Here is a 19,311-nt window from a genome sequence, read left to right as displayed (position 1 = left end):
TTCAGAGAGTCGTGAGCCGCCGCGCCCTCTCTCCCCTCAGGGGAGAGTGTCGCCCGTGAGGGCGAGGAGCGGGGTACCGCGCGCCAGCGCGGGCGGCTCGACAGTTTTGCAAAGCGGACGTCCGGATCCGCTGAACGAGCCCGTCCGCCAGGCTCACCCATCACTGGCGGCCGCCGCCGGCGGGGTGGAATATTCCGGCGTTCTGGACCGGATGCGCCCGGAGCGTCGTGGTGAACCCGCCCCTCAGCCTGCGCTCGGCAGGCGGCGCATGGTGAACTCGATGAGGCCGTTGTCCAGGAGACGCCAGCTCTCGATGCGGGTGCGGTAGGCGGCTTCCGGGTAGCGGTCGAACCAGGCGCGGGCGGTCTCGCCCGCCTGCTCGCGGGGCATGCGGAAGGTTTCGCGGCTCCAGGGCACCGTGATGTCCGGAGGCGGCGTCTCCTCGGAGCGCTTGATGCCCCGGGCGAGGTGGCGGGCGATGTCGGCGGGCGTGCGAGACATGGGCTGGCTCCGACATGATGGACGCCCCGGAGAATGCGGCTCGCGGGCGCGGAACGCGAGTCCGGAGAGGTGCTTAACGGTCCGTTAACGAGCGGGATTTCCGGCGATGTGGCGCAAAAGACGCTCCCGCTCCGCGGGGCCCGTGCGGCAGCCGCCCTCGAGCCAGGCCGTGCGGGCCCGGGCGAGGAGCGCGCCCATCCCGGGGCCGGGCGGGATGCCGACCTCCTTCAGGTCGGCGCCGCGCACCGGCAGTGCCGGCGGCGGCTCGGCGCCCGTGGCGAACCGCTCGAAGGCGGGCAGGGCGCCGGGGGCGAGCACCGGGCGCGGCTCGCTGCGGAGCGCCATGAGCGCGTCCGAGACGGCCCGCACCCCGTGCACGGCCACGAGCCGCCGGATCTCCGCCTCCTCGACCGGGTCGGGGAGGGAGCGCAGGCGCGCGCAGGCCCTCGCATAGGCCGCAAGCCGCGCCGATTCGTCGTTCGACAGGCGCAGGAGCTCGGCCAGGCGGCTCGCGTCCTCCTCCACGAGCACGGCGTAGCCCGCGAGAGCCAAGGTCCCGTCCGGCGTGGCGCGCGCCAGCCGTCCGAGGTCGCCGACGGCCCCGAGGAGCCGCGCCAGGATGCCCGCGCCGGCCACCTCGGCCACCACCTCGACGGCGCGCGGCGCGCTCATCAGCTTCAGGATCTCGGCCCGGATCCGCTCGCGGGAGAGCCGTCCCAGCAGGTCCCGCCCCCGGATCGCCGCCTCGAAGCCCGGGCGGTCGAGGGGGCCCTCGCCATATTGCGCGTGGAAGCGGAAGAAGCGGAGGACCCGCAGATGATCCTCGGCGATGCGCCGGTCCGGATCGCCGATGAAGCGGACCCGCCGGGCCCGCAGGTCGTCGACGCCGCCCACGGGATCGTGGAGGGTGCCGTCCGCCCCGAGCGACAGGGCGTTGATGGTGAAGTCCCGGCGCAGGGCGTCCGCCGTGAAGTCGCGGCCGAAGCGCACGACCGCGTGGCGCCCGTCGGTTTCCACGTCCTCGCGCAGGCTCGTCACCTCGAAGGGCTCGCCGCCGACGATCAGGGTCAGCGTGCCGTGTTCCACGCCGGTGGGCACCGCCTTGAGGCCCGCGGCCTCGGCGAGCGCGCGGATGCGCTGCGGGAGCGCGGTGGTGGTGAAGTCCACGTCCGTGTCGGGATGGCCGAGGAGCGCGTTGCGTACCGCCCCGCCCACGATTCGGGTCTCCTCGCCGTCCCCGTTCAAAGCCGCGAGCAGGCGCGCGACGCCAGGCCGGGCGAGAAGCCGGAGGAGCCGGTCGCGGGCCTCCGGCGCGGTCACCGGAACTGTCCGGGCACCACCTGGCCGTTCTCCAGGTGCGAGGGCACATAGGCGCCGGTCTCGCGCTCGGCGGTGATCCCCGTGACGACGAAGGCGCCAACCGCCAGGGCGAGCCCGGCCACGACGAGCCAGGAGACCGAGCCCTCCCAGGCGGCGACCTGGAACGGGCTGCGGCGGCGGATGACCAGGTAGCCGGCAAAGAGCAGGAACGGCGCGAGGAACAGGAGCGCTTCGCCGAGCGCGATCCGGGTCATGGTTGGTGGTATCTCTCGAACAGGTTGCGCAAGATGCCCGCGGTCACGCCCCAGATATAGTGACGCTCATAGGGCATCGCATGGTACTGGCGGATGCGGCCATTCCACTCGCGGGCGTGCAACTCGTGGTTCGACTCGTCCATGAGGAAGGCCAGCGGCACCTCGAACGCCTCGTCCACCTCGAACGGGTTGAGGCGCAGCTCGAAGCCCGGCTCCACCTGCGCCACCACCGGCACCACGAGATAGCCGCTGCCCGAGAGATAGGCGTCGAGATAGCCGAGCGGGCGCACGAGGGCCCGGTCGAGCCCGATCTCCTCCTCGGCTTCCCGCAGGGCGGCCGCGAGGGGGGAGGGGTCGGACGGGTCCATCCGGCCGCCCGGGAACGCGATCTGCCCCGAGTGGCGGCGCAGGGCCGTCGAGCGCCGGGTGAGGATGACCGTGGGTTCGGGACGGTTCACGAGGCCCACCAGCACGGCCGCAGGCTTGGGCGCCGCGACGCCGGGCTGGCGCGTCCAGGCCGCGTCGAGGACATGGTCGCCCCCCGGATCGCCTCCCGCGCCGCCCGGCCCCGGCGGCTCGGCGCGCAGGCGGGAGGCGAGGCGGGCGATGGCCGGCATCCCAGGCGCCTCGTCGCTCACGCCTCGGACCCGAGCTCCGAGGCGGGCGCGATGGGGAAGAACGTGCCCCCCGCGGCGAGCCCGAACACGCCGTCACGCTCCTCGCCCAAGCCCACGAGGTCGTAGGTCAGCGCGCGGGTGACCCGCGCCCACAGGTCGTGGCGGACCCTGACATAGGGCTTCACGCCATCGTGATCGTCGCGCTCGAAGCGCAACGGGTGATCGGCCCCGACGGCGATCACGTCGTCCACATTGGTGCGCATGGCGATGGTGCGGCTCGCGCCCTCGCCCTCGACGGCCATCTGGACCGCCACGAACGGCGCGTCCTCCACGACGATGCCCACCCGCTCCACGGGGGTGACGAGCACGTAGCGGTCGGGGTCCTTGCGCAGGATGGTTGAGAACAGGCGCACCAAGGCCGGGCGCCCGATGGGCGTGCCGCCATAGAACCAGGTGCCGTCCGCGGCGATGCGCATGTCGATGTCGCCGCAGAAATCGGGATTCCAGCGCTCCACCGGTGGGATGCCCTTGGTCTTCGCGATCGCGCCGAGCGATTCCGCGAGCCGGCTCAACCCGTTCGGGTCCTGTTTCGAGATGTCGACCATGGAGCGATCATAGCACGAGCGATCGGCGCGCCGTCCAGCCGCGCCGGCCCCGCCGACGGGCCCGCCTGCCCCTGCGGCACATGATCCCGCTTGCGCGGCGCCCCGATCCAGGCCCACTATCGGAACGGGGGGCTGTTTCGGCGAAAGGTAAGGTCGCATGACCGCGAGCACGCTCGGCGCACCCATGGCTATGGACGAGGCGATCGTCAGGACCGCAGAGACGACGCTCGAGACGATCGGGCGGGCGCGCGAGGCGATCCATGGCGTCATCTTCGGGCAGGAGAAGGTCGTCGACCTCGCGCTCGTCACGATCCTGGCCGGCGGCCACGGCCTCCTGGTCGGCGTGCCGGGCTTGGCGAAGACGAAGCTCGTCGAGACGCTCGGCACCGTGCTGGGGCTCGACGCACGGCGCGTCCAGTTCACCCCCGACCTCATGCCCTCCGACATCCTGGGCTCCGAGATCCTCGACGAGGGCGCCGACCGACGCCGGTCCTTCCGCTTCGTGAAGGGGCCGATCTTCGCCCAGCTCCTGATGGCGGACGAGATCAACCGCGCCTCGCCCCGCACCCAGTCGGCGCTCCTCCAGGCCATGCAGGAGCAGCACATCTCCATGGGCGGCGAGCGGCACGACCTGCCCAAGCCCTTCCACGTGCTCGCGACCCAGAACCCCATCGAGCAGGAGGGCACCTATCCCCTGCCCGAGGCGCAGCTCGACCGCTTCCTCCTGGAGATCGACGTGTCCTACCCGGACCGCCTCGCGGAGCGGCGCATCCTGCTCGAGACCACGGGCGTCGAGGAAACCCGGCCGAGCGCGGTGATGAGCGCCGACGACCTCATGACGGCCCAGCGCCTCACGCGCCGGCTGCCGGTGGGCGACAGCGTCGTGGAGGCGATCCTCGACCTCGTCCGCTCGGCGCGCCCGGGCGAGGGCCATGCCGAGGTGACGAGCAAGCTCCTGTGGGGGCCGGGCCCCCGCGCAGGCCAGGCTCTGATGACGGCGGTGCGCGCCCGCGCCCTCATCGAGGGGCGGCTCGCGCCCTCCCTCGACGACGTGGCGGCGCTTGCCGAGCCGGTGCTCAAGCACCGTATGGCGCTCACCTTCTCGGCGCGGGCCGACGGCGAGACCGTTCCGGGCCTCGTGCGCAGGCTCGTCGGCCGGCTCGGCGCCTGAGCGATGGCGAAGCTCGACGTCCTCGGCCCCGACAGGCGGGTCGCGGGGCGCGAGGCGGTGGATTCGGCGCTCAGCCTCGCCGACCGCCTCCCGCGTCTCGTCCTCGAAGCCAGGCGCGTCGCCGCGACCCTCCAGCATGGCATCCACGGGCGCCGGCGGGCGGGACCCGGCGAGAGCTTCTGGCAGTTCCGTCCCTTCGTGGCCGGCGAATCGGCCCACCGGGTCGACTGGCGGCGCTCGGCGCGAGACGACCGGCTCTATGTCCGTGAGCGCGAATGGGAGGCGTCCCAGAGCGTCTGGCTCTGGATCGACCGTTCGGCGTCCATGGGCTTTGCCTCAAGCCTCGCCCACGCGCCTAAAGTTGAACGGGCCCTGGTGCTCGGCCTGTCCCTGGCGCAGGGCTTCGTCGAGGCGGGCGAGCGCGTCGGCCATCTCGACCTCACCCCGCCGCGCGCCTCCCGGCGCATCGCCGAGCGCCTGGCCGAGGCCATCGCGGGCGATCGGGAGGGGCTCGTCAACGACCTGCCCCCGCAGGCCCCGCTCGGGCCGACCGACGAGGCCGTGATCATCTCCGACTTTCTCTCCCCGATCCCTGGGATCGCCGCCGCGATCCAGGCGCTGTCGAGCCGGGGCGCGCGCGGCCACCTCGTGATGATCGTCGATCCCGTCGAGGAGACGTTTCCCTTCCAGGGCCAGGCCTTGCTGGAGGATCTTGAGGACGGGATCCAGCTTCGCATCGGCGACGCGGGCGCCTGGGGCGAAGATTACCGGGCCCGGATCGCGCGCCACCGGGCCGAGCTCGACGAGGTCGCCCGCCGCCGCGGCTGGACCCTTACCATCCATCGGACCGACCGTCCGGCAACCGAACCGGCCCTGCGCGTTATCACGCTCGTGACGCAGGCGCGGGGAACGGCGCCGTCGTTGAGCGGGGCAGGAGCCTGACCATGCTGGGTCTGCCGTTGAGCTTCGCCGCGCCGCTCGTGCTCGGGGCCCTGATCGCTCTGCCCGCGATCTGGCTTCTCCTGCGCGTCACCCCTCCCGCGCCGCAGCGGATCGCGTTCCCGCCGCTCAAGATCCTTGCCGACCTGATGCCCCGGCGCGAGACGCCGGCCCGCACGCCCTGGTGGCTTCTCGCCATCCGGCTGCTGCTCGCGGCGCTCCTGATCCTGGCCGCCGCCGGGCCCGTCTGGAACCCGACGCCCCCGCTCGGCGCGGACGGGCGCGCGCCCCTCCTCCTCGTCATCGACAACGGGTTCACGGCGGCCCACGACTGGCGCGAGCGCGGCGCGGTGGCGATCGAGCGGGCCGAGGCCGCGGCCCGCGACGGACGCTCCATCGCCCTCGTGCCCACCGCCGAGCCCCTGGCCGAGGCGCGCCTCCTGGCACCCGGCGCGGCCATCGAGGCCCTGCGGGCGGTGCGACCGCAGCCCCATCTCGCCGACCGCGTCCGCGCGCTGCCGGCCATCGAACGCTTCCTCGCCGCCAATCCCGCGGCCGAGACCCTGTGGATCAGCGACGGCACGGCGGGAGCGGACGGCCAGGCCTTCGTGGAAGGCCTCGCCCGCGCGCTGAACGGCCGCGCGCCGACGATCTTCAAGTCCGACCGCGCCCCGGCCCTGGCGCTCGCGGGCGCCGAGACGGGCGCCGGCATCGCGGTCCGGGTTCTGCGGCCCGAGCCGAACGGACGCGACGCGGGCACCGTCCGCGCCGTCGACCTGAAGGGCTTGCCGCTCGCCGACGCGCCCTTCTCCTTCGAGGCGGGGGCGGTCGAGACGGAGACCCGCTTCGATCTCCCGATCGAGGTGCGCAATGCCATCGCCCGCATCGAGATCCTCGGCGAGGGCTCGGCGGGTGCCGTGACGCTTCTCGACGATCGCGGCCGGCGCAAGCGGATCGGCATCGCATCGGGGGGCAGCATCGATCAGGCCCAGCCCCTCCTGGCGCCGACCTACTATCTCACCCGCGCCCTCTCGCCCTATGCGGAGCTGCGCGAGGCGCGGGGCGGGGCGAGCGAGGCCATCGGCCAGCTGCTCGACGAGCAGGTCTCGGTGCTGATCCTCGCCGACGTGGGCTCGCTGGACCGCCCCACCACGGAGCGGGTCACGCGCTTCGTCGAGGAGGGCGGGCTCCTGGTGCGCTTCGCCGGCTCGCGGCTTGCCGCCGGCAACGACGACCTCGTTCCCGTGCGCCTGCGGCGGGGCGGACGCAGCCTCGGCGGCACGCTCGCCTGGGACGCGCCGCGCACGTTCGCGCCTTTCACCCGGGAGAGCCCCTTCTTCGGCCTTCCCGTCCCGCAGGATCTCGGCGTCCGCCGCCAGATTCTGGCCGAGCCCGACGGGGATCTGGCGCAGCGCACCTGGGCCTCGCTCCAGGACGGCACGCCCATCGTGACCGCGGCGAAACGCGGGGAGGGGCTCGTCGTCCTCTACCACGTGACGGCGGATGCGACGTGGTCGAACCTGCCCTTGTCCGGCCTCTTCGTCGACATGCTGCGCCGAACGGTCGCCTTCGCGGGCTCGCCTGCGACCCGCCCCGCGGAGGGCGATCCCCAGGGCGACCAGACGGTGGCGCCCCAGCGCACCCTCGACGGATTCGGCGCCTTCGTGAGCCCGCCGCCGAGCGCACGCCCCGTGACGCGGTCCTTCGCTCAACGCGCCACCCACGAGAACCCGCCCGGCTTCTACGGGCCCATCGATGCGAGCCTCGCCGTGAACGCGCTCATTCCCGGCGACCGCTTGGCGCCGCTCGATCTCGCGCCCCTCAATGGCCGCATCGCGCCCCTCTCCCGGGCCGAGACGGTGGATCTGCGCGGGCCCCTGTTCCTGATCGCGCTGCTGCTCTTCCTCGCCGACACCCTGGCGACGCTGTGGCTCGGCGGGCATCTGGCGCGGTTGACCGGCAGAGGGCGCCGGGCCGCCACGGCGGCGGCTTTGGCCCTGGCGGTGGTCGCGGCGTCCTGGCCCGTGGATCCCGCCCGCGCGCAGGCTCCCAACCCGCCCCCGCCGCCCCTGACCCGGGAGGCGGTCGAGGCGGCGCTCGTGACGCGGCTCGCCTACGTGGTGACGGGGGACGAGACCGTGGACGGGATCAGCCGGGCGGGCCTCACCGGCCTGACCCAGTTCCTCCAGTCCAAGACCGCGCTCGAGCCCGGCGAGCCCGTCGGCGTCGACCTCGCGCGCGACGAGCTCGCCTTCTACCCGCTCCTCTACTGGCCCATCGTCCCCAACCGCCCCCTGCCCGGCGAGGCGGCGCTGCGGCGGCTCGACTCCTTCATGAAGGGCGGCGGGACGGTGATCTTCGACACCCGCGACGCGCTGACGGCGGGGCGGGGCGGGGCCTCTCCGGAGGCGCAGCAGCTGCGCCGCATGCTCATGACCCTCGACGTGCCCGAGCTGGAGCCCGTCCCGCGCGATCACGTGCTCACGAAGTCGTTCTACATCCTCGACACCTTCCCGGGCCGCTACGCCTCGAGCCAGACCTGGATCGAGGCGCTGCCCCCCGTGGCGGAAGGCGAGCAGCGTCCGGCGCGGGCCGGCGACGGCGTCTCGCCCATCGTCATCACGGGCAACGATCTTGCGGCGGCCTGGGCCGTCGATCGGCGCGGCATGGCGCTCTACCCCGTGTCCGGCGGCGATCCGCGCCAGCGCGAGATGGCCTTCCGCGGCGGCGTCAACCTCGTGATGTACGTGCTCACGGGCAACTACAAGGCCGACCAGGTCCACGTCCCCGCCCTCCTGGAGCGCCTCGGGCAGTGACCCTTAGGCGCGGCGGGGCCCCGCCGCGCGCCAGACCAGACCACATGCCGGAGGCCCCGCGAGGGGCACCGGCCAGGAGAAGAGCCCCGTGCTGTCCGTCTCGTTCTCGCCGCTGGTGCCCGAATACGTCCTGTGGGGGCTCGCCGCCGTCGTGGCCGTGCTCGCCGTGTTCGCGGTCGTCACCCGCGGGCCCGTGGCGCTCCTGCGGGCCGTGGCCCTGGTGCTCATCCTGCTGGCGCTCGCCAATCCCTCGCTCATCCAGGAGGAGCGCGAACCCGTGAAGGACGTGGTGGCAGTGGTCATCGACCGCTCCACCTCGCAGACCCTGGGCGACCGCGCCGCCATGACCGACCGGGTGAGGGGCGAGCTGCAGAGGCGGCTCGGCGCCATGACCAACGTCGAGCCCCGCTTCATCGAGGCCGGCGACGGGGAGGGCGACGACGGCACGCGCCTGTTCGGGGCGCTCGCCAACGGCCTTGCCGACGTGGCGCCCGAGCGGGTCGCGGGCGCGATCCTCGTCACCGACGGCGTCGTCCACGACATCCCTGCGAACGCCGCGCAGCTCTCGCTCAAGGGCCCCGTCCACGCCCTCGTCACCGGGCGCCCCAACGAGCGCGACCGCCGCATCGTGCTCCTGCGCGCGCCGCGCTTCGGCATCGTGGGCCGCGACCAGACCATCACGGCGCAGGTCGACGAGCGCAACGGCACGGGCCAGGCCCAGATCCAGGTGCGCCGCGACGGCCAGGTGATCGCCCGGCGCACCGTCCAGGCCGACCGGCCGTTCTCGATTCCCGTGCGGGTCGATCACGGCGGGCCGAACGTGGTGGAAATCGAGGTCGATCCGCTGCCCGAGGAGCTCACCGCCGCCAACAACCGGGCGGTGGTCACCATCGAGGGCATCCGGGAGAAGCTGCGGGTGCTTCTCGTCTCGGGCGAGCCCCACGCGGGCGAGCGCACCTGGCGCAACCTCCTGAAGTCCGACGCGAACGTCGATCTCGTCCACTTCACCATCCTGCGCCCGCCCGAGAAGCAGGACGGCACCCCCATCAACGAATTGTCCCTGATCGCCTTCCCGACCCGGGAGCTGTTCCAGCAGAAGATCAAGGAGTTCGACCTCATCATCTTCGACCGCTACGCCAACCAGAGCGTCCTGCCGGCGACCTATTTCGACAACATCGTGCGCTACGTGCGCGAGGGCGGCGCGGTGCTCGTGGCGGCGGGGCCTGAATTCGCCTCGCCCGCGAGCCTCGCCCGCACCCGGTTGTCGCCGATCATCCCCGGCTCGCCCGACGGGCGGATCATCGAGGAGCCGTACCGCCCCGGCATCACCGCCATGGGTCAGCGCCACCCCGTCAGCCGCGCCCTGCCGGGCTCCGAGCAGAGCCCGCCCGCCTGGGGCGAGTGGCTGCGCCTGCTCGGGACCGAGGTGCGCAACGGGACCACGGTGATGCAGGGCGCGGGCGACAGGCCCCTCCTGGTGCTGCGGCGCGAGGACAAGGGCCGGGTGGCCCTGCTGCTCTCGGACCATGCCTGGCTCTGGGCGCGGGGCTTCCGGGAGGGCGGGCCGCATCTCGATCTCCTGCGCCGCCTCGCGCACTGGCTCATGAAGGAGCCGGGGCTGGAAGAGGAGGCCCTGCGTGCGAGCGCCGCCAACCGCGACATCCGCATCGAGCGCCAGACCATGGCCGACGAGGCCGCGCCCGTGCGGGTCACGGCGCCGAGCGGCGCCGAGCGCACCGTCGCCCTGGAGCCCGAGACGCCGGGCCTGTTCACGGCCCAGGTGCCTGCCCGCGAGCTGGGGCTCCACACCCTGCGCTCGGGCGACCTGGTGGCTTTCGTGAGCATCGGCCCGCCCAATCCCCGCGAGCTCGCCAACGTGTTCAGCGACACCGAGGCCCTGCGCCCGCTCGCCGAGGCGACCGGCGGTTCGGTGCGCCGGGTGGCGGCGACGGGCGACGACGTGGTCGTGCCGCGCATCCAGTCGGTCCGCTCGGGGACGCGGCTCGCGGGCGGCGACTGGATCGGCATCCGGCCGAGCGACACGGCGATCGTGCGGGGCGTCTCCGTGCTGCCGCTGGCGCTCGGCTTCCTCGGTCTCGCGCTGCTGCTCGGGGCGTTGCTGGCAGCCTGGCTCTCGGAGGGGCGGCGGCCCAACCGGAGCTGAGGGGGCGCGCGAACTTTACCTTAACCCCCGCTTCCGCTTGAAAGCACAGGCGTTCTCCCGTTTCGTCGAAGGCAACGGCGCCGCTCGACGGGCGCCTCCTTTGGAGTTCGTCCCATGTTGCGTCTCGTCGTTCCGGCTCTGGCCGGCCTTGCCCTGTCGGCCTCCGCGGCGCTCGCGGGCGGCGCGCCTTGCGTGACCTGCTATCGCGAGGCGGTCCATCCGCCGGTCTACGGTACCTATCACGAGCGCGTCATGACCCGCGCGCCGCGCACCCTGACCCACGTGATCCCGGCCCGCTACGAGACCGTGACCGAGACCGTGGTGGTCGCTCCGGAGCGCCGGGTCTGGCAGGTGAGCCTCGACCCCTATGGCCGCCGGATCGGCTGCTGGGTCACGATCCCCGCCCAATACGAGACGCGCCACCGGCAGGTGCTGGTCCAGCCTGAGGAAATCGTCCCCGTGGCGATCCCGGCCCGGTACGGCCACGTCGCCCACCCCGTCCTGATCGAGCCCGCCCGCCGCGCCTGGGTGCCGGTGGGACGTCCGGTCTACAAGGACTGAGACGGGTATCCAGCGATCTCCACCCTCTCCCCGGGGGGAGAGGGTTTTCATTGTAGTCTCAGGCCGCCGCACCCATCTGCGCCCGGATCTTGGCGCGGTAGTCGTCGATGAGGACGAGGCTGCCGGCCCGTTCCGCGTGCCAGAAGGTCCAGCCGTTGCAGGCCGGGAGGCCCTGGGCGAGGGCGCCGATCTTGTGGATCGAGCCGATGGCGGGGCCCAGCGCCAGGGTGCCGTCGGGGCGCACCACCGCGCGGTGGCGGCGGCGGTCGTCGAGCAGCGCCTCGCCGGGGCGCACCAGCCCGCTTTCCACGAGGGACAGGAAGGGCACCCGCGGCTCGCTGCGCTTGTCGGGCGCCGCCGCGATGGCATCGCCCTCCAGGGGCGTCACGCCCGCGATTCTCGCGCGGGCCGCGGCCGCGTAGGTCGAGTCGCGCTCGATGCCGATGAAGTGCCGGCCGAGGCGCTTCGCCACCGCTCCTGTCGTGCCCGTGCCGAAGAACGGGTCGAGCACCACGTCCCCGGGATTGGAGGCGGAGAGAAGCACGCGGGCGAGCAGCGCCTCGGGCTTCTGGGTCGGGTGGACCTTCTGCCCGTTCGCGTCCTTCAGGCGCTCCTCGCCCGTGCAGAGCGGGATGAACCAGTCGGAGCGCATCTGAAGGTCCTCGTTGCCGGCCTTCAGCGCGTCGTAGTGGAAGGTGTAGCCCTTGGAATCGGCGCCCCGCGAGGCCCAGATCAGGGTCTCATGCGCGTTGGTGAAGCGCTTGCCCCGGAAGTTCGGCATGGGGTTGGCCTTGCGCCACACCACGTCGTTCAGGATCCAGTAGCCCAGATCCTGCAGGCTCGCGCCCACCCGGAAGATGTTGTGGTAGGAGCCGATCACCCAGAGGGTGGCGTCCTTCTTCATCACGCGGCGCACGGCGAGAAGCCAGGCGCGGGTGAAGGCGTCGTAGGCCTGGAAGCTCGCGAACTTGTCCCAGTCGTCGTCGACCGCGTCGACCACGCTGTTGTCGGGACGCACGAGCGTGCCCTCGAGCTGAAGGTTGTAGGGTGGATCCGCGAAGACGAGGTCCACGCTCTGGGGCGGCAGCCGCTCCAGGGCGGCGATGCAATCGCCGACGATGATTTCGTCGAGAGGAAGGGGAGACATCCCCATCCGAGGCGCCGACGCGACCCGCCCGGTACGCGAGACCTGAATCCGGGGGGCGGCGCCGGCGGCCCCGGTACGCGAGGTACCCATGGCCATTCACCGGTTACGCAACTGACGAGGATGATCATGGTCCGTTAGGGTAAAGACCGCGTTGTCGGGGCGAGAAAATCGCGTCCCGATCTGGGGCGGCACCTTTTGCCCATGCGTTGAGATCGTTGGGCTTTTGTCCTTAACGGTCGTTAAGGATCGCGCGCTTCGCGGCAGGGGGCGAAGCTCAGGCGATGAAAAGAGGTCGGGCCCGCCGCCCGCAGCGCCGCCCGGTGGCTGGCCGTCGGATAGCCGGCGTTGCGCTCGAATCCGAAGGCCGGCAGGTGCGCGCCGAGCCGCGCCATCATGCGGTCGCGCACGACCTTCGCCACGATGGAGGCCGCCGCGATGGAAGCGACCGAGGCGTCGCCCCGGACGATGGCCCTGGCGGCGCAAGGAAAATCGGGCACGTCGCGCCCGTCGACGAGGGCGAGATCGGGACGGCAGGGGAGGGCAGCGAGCGCCCGGCACAGGGCACGCAGGGTGGCGCCGCGGATGTTGAGCCGGTCGATGCTGGCGGGCGAGGCCGTGCCGATGCCGACATGGGCCGATTCGAGGATCGCAGCGGCGATTCGCTCCCGCCGATTCGCGCTCAGCGCCTTCGAATCGGCGAGGCCCTCCGGGATGCGCGCGGGGTCGAGCACCACGGCCGCCGCCACCACGGGCCCGGCGAGGGGACCGCGTCCGACCTCGTCGAGGCCTGCGATGAGGCGGTGCCCGCCTGCAAGGAGCGAGCGCTCCAGGGCAAAATCCAGGCCGGGACGGGCCACGGCCTCAGGCCGCTTGCCGCTGATGGCGGCACACGAAGCCATCGCGGATGTGCCGCGCCAGCTCCGCCGCCACGGGGGTGAGGCCCGTGCGCGGCCGGTAGAGATTGATCGAGAAGACAGGAAGGGCGGGAAGGCCGGCCTCCGGCGGCAGCACCTCGAGCGTCGCCGGAACGGTGCTCGCCAGCAGGGTCATGACGGCGAGGTCGGTTTCCACGGTGGCGTTGATCGCGTCCATGTTGCTGATCTCGGTCACGGCCCGCCATTCGATCGCCGCCGCCCGCAGGGCGTCGAGCACCGAGGGACGGAAGGCGCAGCTCTCGCTGCCGATGGAGACGGGGAGGGGGCGCTGCGCGTGCGCCTCGCCGCCCCGCGCCCCGACCCAGACCAGCCGGTCGGAGACGAGCGCCTCGCCATCAGGCCCCACCTCGCGCTCGGTGGCGAGCGCGAGGTCGATCTCGCCCGCGGCGAGCGCCTCGCGCAGGCGCGGCGACGAGCGACATTCCAGGGCGATCCGCACCCGCGGATAGGCCCGCGCGAAGGTCTTCAGCACGGGCGGCAGATAGGCGGTCACGAGGTCGTAGGGGATGCCGAGGCGGACCTGGCCCTCATGCACCGCGCTCGTCATGTCCGACCAGATCTCGTCGTTGAGGGCAAGCAGGCGCTTGGCCTTGCCAAAGAGCCGCTCCCCGGCGCCCGTGAGGCTGAGGCCCCGCCGGTCCCGGGTGAAGAGCGGCTGGCCGAGCTGATCCTCCAGCCGCTTGATCTGCTGGCTCACGGCAGCCTGCGTGAGATTGAGCACGTTGGCGGCCGAGGTCATCCCGGCGGTCTCGGCCACCGCCACGAAGGCGCGCAGCAGCGCGGTGTCGAGGTTGCGGCTCATCGGGGCTCCACGGATAAGAGATCCTTATCCCACAGATAATGAACATTCATTTCCCTAATTCAAGCCCCGCGCCTAACCTCCCCTCATCGCCATCGACGCCCGCTGTTGAGCGCCGACGACGTGACCCGACAGGCCGGATGGCGGCCGCCCGACCCATCGCATGCCCCCCGCGAGAGGCCGCTTTCGCGAACGGTCCCGCATGCCCAGGCCGTGCGGCACCAGGCGGCCTGTGCCCAACCCATGAAAACCAGGAGATCACGATGGCCCAGCTCATGTCCTTCCGCGCGGCGTCTGCCGCGCCCGCGTTCCGCGTTCTCGCCGCCTTGCGCGGCATCCTGGCAGCGATCCGCCGCGAGATGCGCGTCCATCGCGACCTACGCCAGCTCGAGTCCTTCGACGATCACCGCTTGCACGACATCGGCCTCGACCGGGGCGCGATCGAGGATGCGGTGCGCAACGGCCGCTCCCGCGTCCGCCCGGTGCCCGCGTCGCTCGGGGGCGACGGGCTGCGCCTGTGACGGACCGGGCCGGGAGAACGCCGCCTCCCGGCCCGGTCTCGTCAGAACGGCGCCCCGGCCGGCGGGCTCAGGTCCGCCGGCCCAGGAAGGCCGCGAGCTCGCCCACGATGCCGCGGCGGAAGAGCAGCACGACCACCACGAAGATGGCGCCCTGGATCACGAGCACCCATTCGCCGAAACCCGCGAGGTAGTTCTGCATCGTGATGATGACGGCGGCGCCCACGATGGGGCCGAACACCGTGCCGAGACCCCCGACGAGGGTCATGAGCACCACCTCGCCCGACATCTGCCAGGCGACGTCGGTGAGGGAGGCGAGCTGGAAGACGACGGCCTTCGTGGCGCCGGCAAGCCCAGCGAGCGTCGCCGAGATCACGAAGGCGAGGAGCTTGTACTGGTCCGTGCGGTAGCCGAGGGAGATCGCGCGCGGCTCGTTCTCGCGGATGGCCTTGAGCACCTGCCCGAACGGGGAGTGGATCGTGCGGTAGATCACCAGGAAGCCGAGCGCGAAAATCGCGAGCACCACGAAATAGAGGTTGATGTCGCGGGTGGTGTCGATGAGGCCGAGGATCGGCCGGCGCGGGACCCCCTGGATGCCGTCCTCGCCGCCCGTGAAGGGGGCCTGGAGGCAGAAGAAGAAGAACATCTGGGCGAGCGCCAGGGTCACCATGGCGAAGTAGATGCCCTGTCGGCGGATCGCGAGGCTTCCCACGACGGCGCCCAGCACGCCCGCGCAGGCCGTGCCCGCCAGGATGCCGAGCTCGGGCGTCCAGCCCCAGGCCTTGACCGTGTAGGCCGAGACATAGGCCGCGCCGCCGAAGAACATGGCGTGTCCGAACGAGAGCAGGCCCACGTAGCCGATGAGCAGGTTGAAGGCGAGCGCGAAGAGCGCGAAGCACAAAACCTTCATGAGGAAGACGGGATAGAGCACCAAAGGCGCTGCCGCGAGGAGCAGCAGCAGCCCGCCGAAGATCATGAGGTCGCGCCCGGTGGTGGAGGCGGCCTTCGGGGGAGCGGCGGGGCTCTCGGCGAGGATCGGGGTCTGGGTCTTCAGCATGGCGAGCCCTCGCTTGTCTTACTTCGCGGTGCCGAAGAGGCCCGCCGGCCGCACCAGCAGCACGATCGCCATCACGACGAAGATCACGGTGGCCGATGCCTCCGGATAGAACACCTTGGTGAGCCCCTCCACGATCCCGAGCCCGAAGCCCGTGATCACGGAGCCCAGGATCGAGCCCATGCCGCCGATCACCACCACGGCGAAGACGATGATGATGAGGTTCGAGCCCATGGTCGGGCTGACCTGGTAGGCGGGCGCGGCGAGCACGCCGGCCAGCGCCGCAAGCCCCACCCCGAAGCCGTAGGTGAGCGTGATCATGCGCGGCACGTTGACCCCGAAGGCCTGGACGAGGTCCGGCCGCTCGGTGGCGGCGCGCAGGTACGAGCCGAGCTTGGTGCGCTCGATCACGAACCAGGTCGCGAGGCACACGAAGAGCGAGAAGCCCACGACCCAGGCCCGGTACCAGGGCAGGAACATGAAGCCGAGATTGGTGCCACCGGGCAGCGGGTTGCCGTAGGGCAGCCCCGAGGAGCCGAACTGGCTGCGGAACAGGCCCTCCAGGATCAGCGCGAGGCCGAAGGTGAGGAGAAGGCCGTAGAGGTGGTCGAGGTGGTAGAGCCGCGACAGGAACAGCCGCTCCAGCACGATCCCGAAGGCGCCGACGAGCACCGGCGCGATGATCAGGGCCCCCCAATAGGGCACGCCGACCCAGTTGAGCAGCATCCAGGCCACGAAGGCGCCCATCATGTACTGGGCGCCGTGGGTGAAGTTGATGACGTTGAGCAGGCCGAAGATCACCGCGAGCCCGAGGCTCAGCAACGCGTAGAACGCGCCGTTGATGAGGCCGAGCATGAGCTGGCCGAACAGGGCCTGGGGCGGGATGCCGATGAGCTCGAACATGATGGGCGTTGATCCTCGGCGGTCAGGGGCGGAGCCCGGCTCGTCGGTGCGGCGCGCGGCGCGGGCGTCGGTCGAGGGGGCGGAGCCCGGCGGGGTGCCGGGCTCCGCGAGGCGCGTCAGGTCTTCTTCACGAGCGGGCACTCGCCCTGGTCGAGGGGCCGGAAGGCCTGGTCGACGGGGATCGTGGCCCGCAGCTTGAGATAGTCCCAGGGGCCCTTGCTCTCGGACGGCTTCTTCACCTCCCACAGATACATGGGATGGACCTTGCGGCCGTCGGCGCGGACGGTGCCCTTGCCGAAGAGGCGGTCGTCCGTGGGGATCTCCTTCATCTTGGCGACCACGACGGACCCGTCGCTCTCGTTCTTGCCCTCCTTCTTCAGGGCCTCGACGGCCTTGAGGTAGTGGAGGACGCCGGCATAGACGCCCGCATGGGTCATGCCCGGATGGGAGCCCTTGTTGCCCGCCGCGAATTCCTTGGCGAAGGCGCGGTTGTTGTCGTTCTGATCCCAGTACCACGGGTCGGTGTAGATGAGGCCCTGCGCGGTCTTGAGGCCGAGCGCGTGAACGTCGGAGACGAACATGAGCAGGGCGGCGAGGTTCTGCCCGCCGGCCGTGATGCCGAACTCCTCGGCCTGCTTGACCGAGTTGATCGTGTCGCCGCCGGCATTCGCCAGGCCGATGATCTGCGCCTTGGAGGCCTGGGCCTGGAGCAGGAACGACGAGAAGTCCGTGCCGGGGAAGGGCGTGCGCACGGCGCCGAGCACCTTGCCGCCATTGGCCTCCACCACCGCCTTCGTGTCGCGCTCGAGGGCGTGGCCGAAGGCGTAGTCGGCGGTGAGGAAGAACCAGGTCTTGCCGCCCGACTGCACCACCGCCTTGCCGGTGCCGTTGGCGAGCGCCCAGGTGTCGTAAGTCCAGTGGACCGTGTTGGGCGAGCAGGCCTTGCCCGTGAGGTCGGAGGTGGCGGCGCCCGAGTTGATGAACACCTTGTTCTTCTGCCGGGTCACGTCGTTGACGGCGAGGGCGACCGAGGAGGTCGGCACGTCGACGATGAGGTCGACGTTGTCGCGATCGAACCACTGGCGGGCGATGTTGGAGCCCACGTCGGGCTTGTTCTGGTGGTCGGCGAAGATCACCTCGACCTTCATGCCCTTGGCGGCGGCGCCGAAATCCTCGACGGCCTTGCGGGCGGCCCACACCGAGCCCTGGCCCGAGATGTCGGCGTAGAGGCCCGACTGGTCGTTGAGCACGCCGATCTTGATGACGTCGTCGCCCGACTGGGCATGGGCCGCGCCGGCGAGGCCGAGCGCGGTGGCGGCGAGAAGCCAGGTCTTCAGGTTCATCCGTTCCTCCTCTGTTATCGTTAGGGCGCCGGACGGGGCGCCCAGATACTCTCAAGGCCCCAGGGTCGTCCTAGACCCCGAGGTACTCCTGCAGCTTGGCCGTGTTGGCCGGCACATCCTCGTTCAGGATGGCGTCGACGACGCGCCCGTGCTCCACCACGTAATGGCGGTCGGCGACGGTCGCGGCGAAGCGGAAGTTCTGCTCGACGAGCAGGACCGTGAACCCCTTGGCGCGCAGCGTGCGGATGATCTCGCCGATCTGCTGCACGATCACGGGGGCGAGGCCCTCGGTCGGCTCGTCGAGGAGCAGGAGCTTGGCGCCCGTGCGCAGGATGCGGGCGATGGCGAGCATCTGCTGCTCGCCGCCCGACAGCTTCGTGCCCTGCGAGCCCTTGCGCTCGAGGAGGCGGGGGAACAGTTCGTAGACCTCCGCCGTGGTGAGCCCGCCGGGCTTCACGACGGGGGGCAGCTCCAGGTTCTCGCGGACATTGAGGCTCGCGAAGATGCCCCGCTCCTCGGGCACGTAGCCGATGCCGAGGCGCGCGATGCGGTTCGGCGGCAGTCCCACGGTCTCGGTGCCGTCATAGACCAGCGAGCCCTCGCGCTTGCGCAGGAGCCCCATGATGGAGCGCATCGTGGTGGTCTTGCCCGCGCCGTTGCGCCCGAGCAGCGTCACGACCTCGCCCTCGGGGATCGTGAAGGTCATGCCGTGCAGGATGTGGCTCTCGCCGTACCAGGCATGGAGATCGCGGGCGTCGAGGAGGGTGCGGCGGGTGGAGGGAAGGACGGGCGCGGAGGCCAGGGTCTCAAGCATGACCGGTCCCCATATAGGCGTCCACGACGTCGGGGTTCTTCGAGACCTGCGCGTAGGTGCCCTCCGCGAGGATCTCGCCCCGGGCCAGCACGGTGATCGTGTCGGACAGGTCGGAGACGACCGAGAGGTTGTGCTCCACCATCAGGACCGTGCGGTTGGCGGCGACGCGGCGGATGAGGGCCGCCACCCGGCCGATGTCCTCGTGGCCCATGCCGGAGGTGGGCTCGTCGAGGAGCAGCATCTCGGGATCGAGGGCGAGCGTCGTCGCGATCTCCAGGGCCCGCTTGCGGCCATAGGACAGCTCCACCGCGGGCAGCGTGGCATAGGCCGTGAGGCCCACCTCGTCGAGGAGCGCCATGGCGCGCTCGTCCAGCGCCCGGAGGGACGATTCAGGCCGCCAGAAATGGAACGACGTGCCCAGCGGCCGCTGCAGGGCGACCCGCACGTTCTCCAGGAGCGTGAGATGCGGGAAGGTCGCCGAGATCTGGAAGGAGCGGACCATCCCGAGCCGCGCGATGTCGGCGGGCTTGGCGCGGGTGATGTCCCGGCCGTTGTAGCGGATGGTGCCCCGTGTGGGCTCCAGAAACTTCGTGATCAGGTTGAAGCAGGTGGTCTTGCCCGCTCCGTTGGGTCCGATCAGCGCATGGATGGTGCCGCGGCGGATCCGCAGGTCCACCGCGTTCACGGCGGTGAAGCCCTTGAACTCCTTCGTCAGGCCGGCCGTCTCGATGATGTAGTCGCTCATCGCCGTGCGGTCGCGCCTTTCGGCACGGTCCCGCCCCTCCCTGGATTATTATCGTTCTGCGAGGAGTAGATATAAGAACCCGGTGGCCTTCAAGGGGCCCGATCG

General features: G+C 71.5%; 19 protein-coding genes. 6 read left to right on the top strand and 13 right to left on the bottom strand.

The features are described from left to right. Positions 1-243: 243 nt before the first annotated feature. From F0L46_RS14780 to F0L46_RS14760, 5 genes are all read right to left on the bottom strand, one after another. Complete coding sequence (locus tag F0L46_RS14780) at positions 244-501, bottom strand: hypothetical protein (protein WP_149818858.1); 258 nt, start codon at positions 499-501, stop codon at positions 244-246. A gap of 84 nt (positions 502-585) precedes the next feature. Next, complete coding sequence (locus F0L46_RS14775) at positions 586-1,821, bottom strand: CCA tRNA nucleotidyltransferase (RefSeq protein WP_149818856.1); 1,236 nt, start codon at positions 1,819-1,821, stop codon at positions 586-588. Then, positions 1,818-2,075, bottom strand: a complete 258-nt coding sequence (locus F0L46_RS14770) for a DUF6111 family protein (protein WP_149818854.1) — start codon at positions 2,073-2,075, stop codon at positions 1,818-1,820. The genes F0L46_RS14775 and F0L46_RS14770 overlap by 4 nt, the downstream gene beginning before the upstream one ends. Continuing rightward, on the bottom strand, positions 2,072-2,692 hold the full coding sequence (locus tag F0L46_RS14765; protein WP_149818852.1) for a CoA pyrophosphatase: 621 nt from the start codon (positions 2,690-2,692) through the stop codon (positions 2,072-2,074). Before F0L46_RS14765 ends, F0L46_RS14770 begins: the two co-directional genes overlap by 4 nt. A 17-nt stretch (positions 2,693-2,709) precedes the next feature. Continuing rightward, on the bottom strand, positions 2,710-3,297 hold the full coding sequence (locus F0L46_RS14760; RefSeq protein WP_149818850.1) for a DUF1285 domain-containing protein: 588 nt from the start codon (positions 3,295-3,297) through the stop codon (positions 2,710-2,712). Positions 3,298-3,454: 157 nt separating this feature from the next. On the opposite strand from F0L46_RS14760, the gene F0L46_RS14755 reads away from it, so the two are divergent. From F0L46_RS14755 to F0L46_RS14735, 5 genes are all read left to right on the top strand, one after another. Then, positions 3,455-4,468, top strand: a complete 1,014-nt coding sequence (locus tag F0L46_RS14755) for an AAA family ATPase (RefSeq protein WP_149818848.1) — start codon at positions 3,455-3,457, stop codon at positions 4,466-4,468. A gap of 3 nt (positions 4,469-4,471) precedes the next feature. Next, positions 4,472-5,410, top strand: coding sequence for a DUF58 domain-containing protein (locus tag F0L46_RS14750; protein ID WP_149818846.1), 939 nt, complete (start codon positions 4,472-4,474; stop codon positions 5,408-5,410). 2 nt (positions 5,411-5,412) lie between these two features. Next, positions 5,413-8,223 carry a DUF4159 domain-containing protein gene (locus tag F0L46_RS14745; RefSeq protein ID WP_149818844.1) on the top strand — a complete coding sequence of 937 codons (2,811 nt, stop codon included), beginning with the start codon at positions 5,413-5,415 and terminating at the stop codon, positions 8,221-8,223. An 88-nt stretch (positions 8,224-8,311) separates the two neighbouring features. After that, on the top strand, positions 8,312-10,387 hold the full coding sequence (locus tag F0L46_RS14740; RefSeq protein WP_149818842.1) for a hypothetical protein: 2,076 nt from the start codon (positions 8,312-8,314) through the stop codon (positions 10,385-10,387). A 114-nt stretch (positions 10,388-10,501) separates the two neighbouring features. Further along, a complete protein-coding gene (locus F0L46_RS14735; RefSeq protein ID WP_149818840.1) occupies positions 10,502-10,948 on the top strand; it encodes a hypothetical protein in 447 nt (148 codons plus the stop codon). Between the two features lie 58 nt (positions 10,949-11,006). On the opposite strand, the gene F0L46_RS14730 is transcribed toward F0L46_RS14735, so the two are convergent. The 3 genes from F0L46_RS14730 to F0L46_RS14720 all read right to left on the bottom strand — a co-directional run bounded on the left by F0L46_RS14730 (position 11,007) and on the right by F0L46_RS14720 (position 13,832). After that, positions 11,007-12,185 carry a site-specific DNA-methyltransferase gene (locus F0L46_RS14730; RefSeq protein WP_149818838.1) on the bottom strand — a complete coding sequence of 393 codons (1,179 nt, stop codon included), beginning with the start codon at positions 12,183-12,185 and terminating at the stop codon, positions 11,007-11,009. 149 nt (positions 12,186-12,334) lie between these two features. After that, positions 12,335-12,994 carry a ribonuclease HII gene (gene rnhB, locus F0L46_RS14725; RefSeq protein WP_149818836.1) on the bottom strand — a complete coding sequence of 220 codons (660 nt, stop codon included), beginning with the start codon at positions 12,992-12,994 and terminating at the stop codon, positions 12,335-12,337. After that, positions 12,957-13,832 (bottom strand): LysR family transcriptional regulator, encoded by an 876-nt coding sequence (locus F0L46_RS14720; RefSeq protein WP_149818834.1) that lies wholly within the window; start codon positions 13,830-13,832, stop codon positions 12,957-12,959. Before F0L46_RS14720 ends, rnhB begins: the two co-directional genes overlap by 38 nt. A 260-nt stretch (positions 13,833-14,092) precedes the next feature. Here F0L46_RS14720 and F0L46_RS26215 point away from each other — a divergent pair, with 260 nt between their 5' ends. After that, entirely contained in the window at positions 14,093-14,350 is a 258-nt protein-coding gene (locus F0L46_RS26215; RefSeq protein WP_188311973.1) for a DUF1127 domain-containing protein, read from the top strand. 67 nt (positions 14,351-14,417) lie between these two features. On the opposite strand, the gene F0L46_RS14710 is transcribed toward F0L46_RS26215, so the two are convergent. The 5 genes from F0L46_RS14710 to F0L46_RS14690 all read right to left on the bottom strand — a co-directional run bounded on the left by F0L46_RS14710 (position 14,418) and on the right by F0L46_RS14690 (position 19,206). Continuing rightward, positions 14,418-15,404: a branched-chain amino acid ABC transporter permease gene (locus tag F0L46_RS14710; RefSeq protein WP_149818830.1), complete on the bottom strand. Its 987-nt coding sequence runs from the start codon at positions 15,402-15,404 to the stop codon at positions 14,418-14,420. Positions 15,405-15,422: 18 nt separating this feature from the next. Then, positions 15,423-16,304, bottom strand: a complete 882-nt coding sequence (locus tag F0L46_RS14705) for a branched-chain amino acid ABC transporter permease (protein WP_149818828.1) — start codon at positions 16,302-16,304, stop codon at positions 15,423-15,425. Between the two features lie 116 nt (positions 16,305-16,420). Beyond that, the gene (locus tag F0L46_RS14700) at positions 16,421-17,647 is read right to left on the bottom strand and encodes an ABC transporter substrate-binding protein (RefSeq protein WP_149818826.1); all 1,227 of its coding nucleotides are present in this window, start codon (positions 17,645-17,647) and stop codon (positions 16,421-16,423) included. 70 nt (positions 17,648-17,717) lie between these two features. Next, on the bottom strand, positions 17,718-18,461 hold the full coding sequence (locus F0L46_RS14695) for an ABC transporter ATP-binding protein (protein ID WP_149818824.1): 744 nt from the start codon (positions 18,459-18,461) through the stop codon (positions 17,718-17,720). Further along, the gene (locus tag F0L46_RS14690; RefSeq protein WP_149818822.1) at positions 18,454-19,206 is read right to left on the bottom strand and encodes an ABC transporter ATP-binding protein; all 753 of its coding nucleotides are present in this window, start codon (positions 19,204-19,206) and stop codon (positions 18,454-18,456) included. Before F0L46_RS14690 ends, F0L46_RS14695 begins: the two co-directional genes overlap by 8 nt. Positions 19,207-19,311: the final 105 nt, after the last annotated feature.

The sequence above is a fragment of the Salinarimonas soli genome (genome assembly GCF_008386575.1).
In the GTDB taxonomy this organism is placed as follows: domain Bacteria; phylum Pseudomonadota; class Alphaproteobacteria; order Rhizobiales; family Beijerinckiaceae; genus Salinarimonas_A; species Salinarimonas_A soli.
The sequence above is the reverse complement of the archived record's forward strand: the minus strand, read 5'-3'. Positions and strand labels throughout refer to the sequence as shown.

Coding starts and splice junctions, on each gene's coding strand:
- F0L46_RS14780 (WP_149818858.1), bottom strand. CDS start 501: ATGTCTCGCACGCCCGCCGACATCGCCCGCCACCTCGCCCGGGGCATC.
- F0L46_RS14770 (WP_149818854.1), bottom strand. CDS start 2,075: ATGACCCGGATCGCGCTCGGCGAAGCGCTCCTGTTCCTCGCGCCGTTC.
- F0L46_RS14765 (WP_149818852.1), bottom strand. CDS start 2,692: ATGCCGGCCATCGCCCGCCTCGCCTCCCGCCTGCGCGCCGAGCCGCCG.
- F0L46_RS14760 (WP_149818850.1), bottom strand. CDS start 3,297: ATGGTCGACATCTCGAAACAGGACCCGAACGGGTTGAGCCGGCTCGCG.
- F0L46_RS14755 (WP_149818848.1), top strand. CDS start 3,455: ATGACCGCGAGCACGCTCGGCGCACCCATGGCTATGGACGAGGCGATC.
- F0L46_RS14750 (WP_149818846.1), top strand. CDS start 4,472: ATGGCGAAGCTCGACGTCCTCGGCCCCGACAGGCGGGTCGCGGGGCGC.
- F0L46_RS14745 (WP_149818844.1), top strand. CDS start 5,413: ATGCTGGGTCTGCCGTTGAGCTTCGCCGCGCCGCTCGTGCTCGGGGCC.
- F0L46_RS14735 (WP_149818840.1), top strand. CDS start 10,502: ATGTTGCGTCTCGTCGTTCCGGCTCTGGCCGGCCTTGCCCTGTCGGCC.
- F0L46_RS14730 (WP_149818838.1), bottom strand. CDS start 12,185: ATGGGTACCTCGCGTACCGGGGCCGCCGGCGCCGCCCCCCGGATTCAG.
- rnhB (WP_149818836.1), bottom strand. CDS start 12,994: ATGGCTTCGTGTGCCGCCATCAGCGGCAAGCGGCCTGAGGCCGTGGCC.
- F0L46_RS14720 (WP_149818834.1), bottom strand. CDS start 13,832: ATGAGCCGCAACCTCGACACCGCGCTGCTGCGCGCCTTCGTGGCGGTG.
- F0L46_RS26215 (WP_188311973.1), top strand. CDS start 14,093: ATGGCCCAGCTCATGTCCTTCCGCGCGGCGTCTGCCGCGCCCGCGTTC.
- F0L46_RS14710 (WP_149818830.1), bottom strand. CDS start 15,404: ATGCTGAAGACCCAGACCCCGATCCTCGCCGAGAGCCCCGCCGCTCCC.
- F0L46_RS14705 (WP_149818828.1), bottom strand. CDS start 16,304: ATGTTCGAGCTCATCGGCATCCCGCCCCAGGCCCTGTTCGGCCAGCTC.
- F0L46_RS14700 (WP_149818826.1), bottom strand. CDS start 17,647: ATGAACCTGAAGACCTGGCTTCTCGCCGCCACCGCGCTCGGCCTCGCC.
- F0L46_RS14695 (WP_149818824.1), bottom strand. CDS start 18,461: ATGCTTGAGACCCTGGCCTCCGCGCCCGTCCTTCCCTCCACCCGCCGC.
- F0L46_RS14690 (WP_149818822.1), bottom strand. CDS start 19,206: ATGAGCGACTACATCATCGAGACGGCCGGCCTGACGAAGGAGTTCAAG.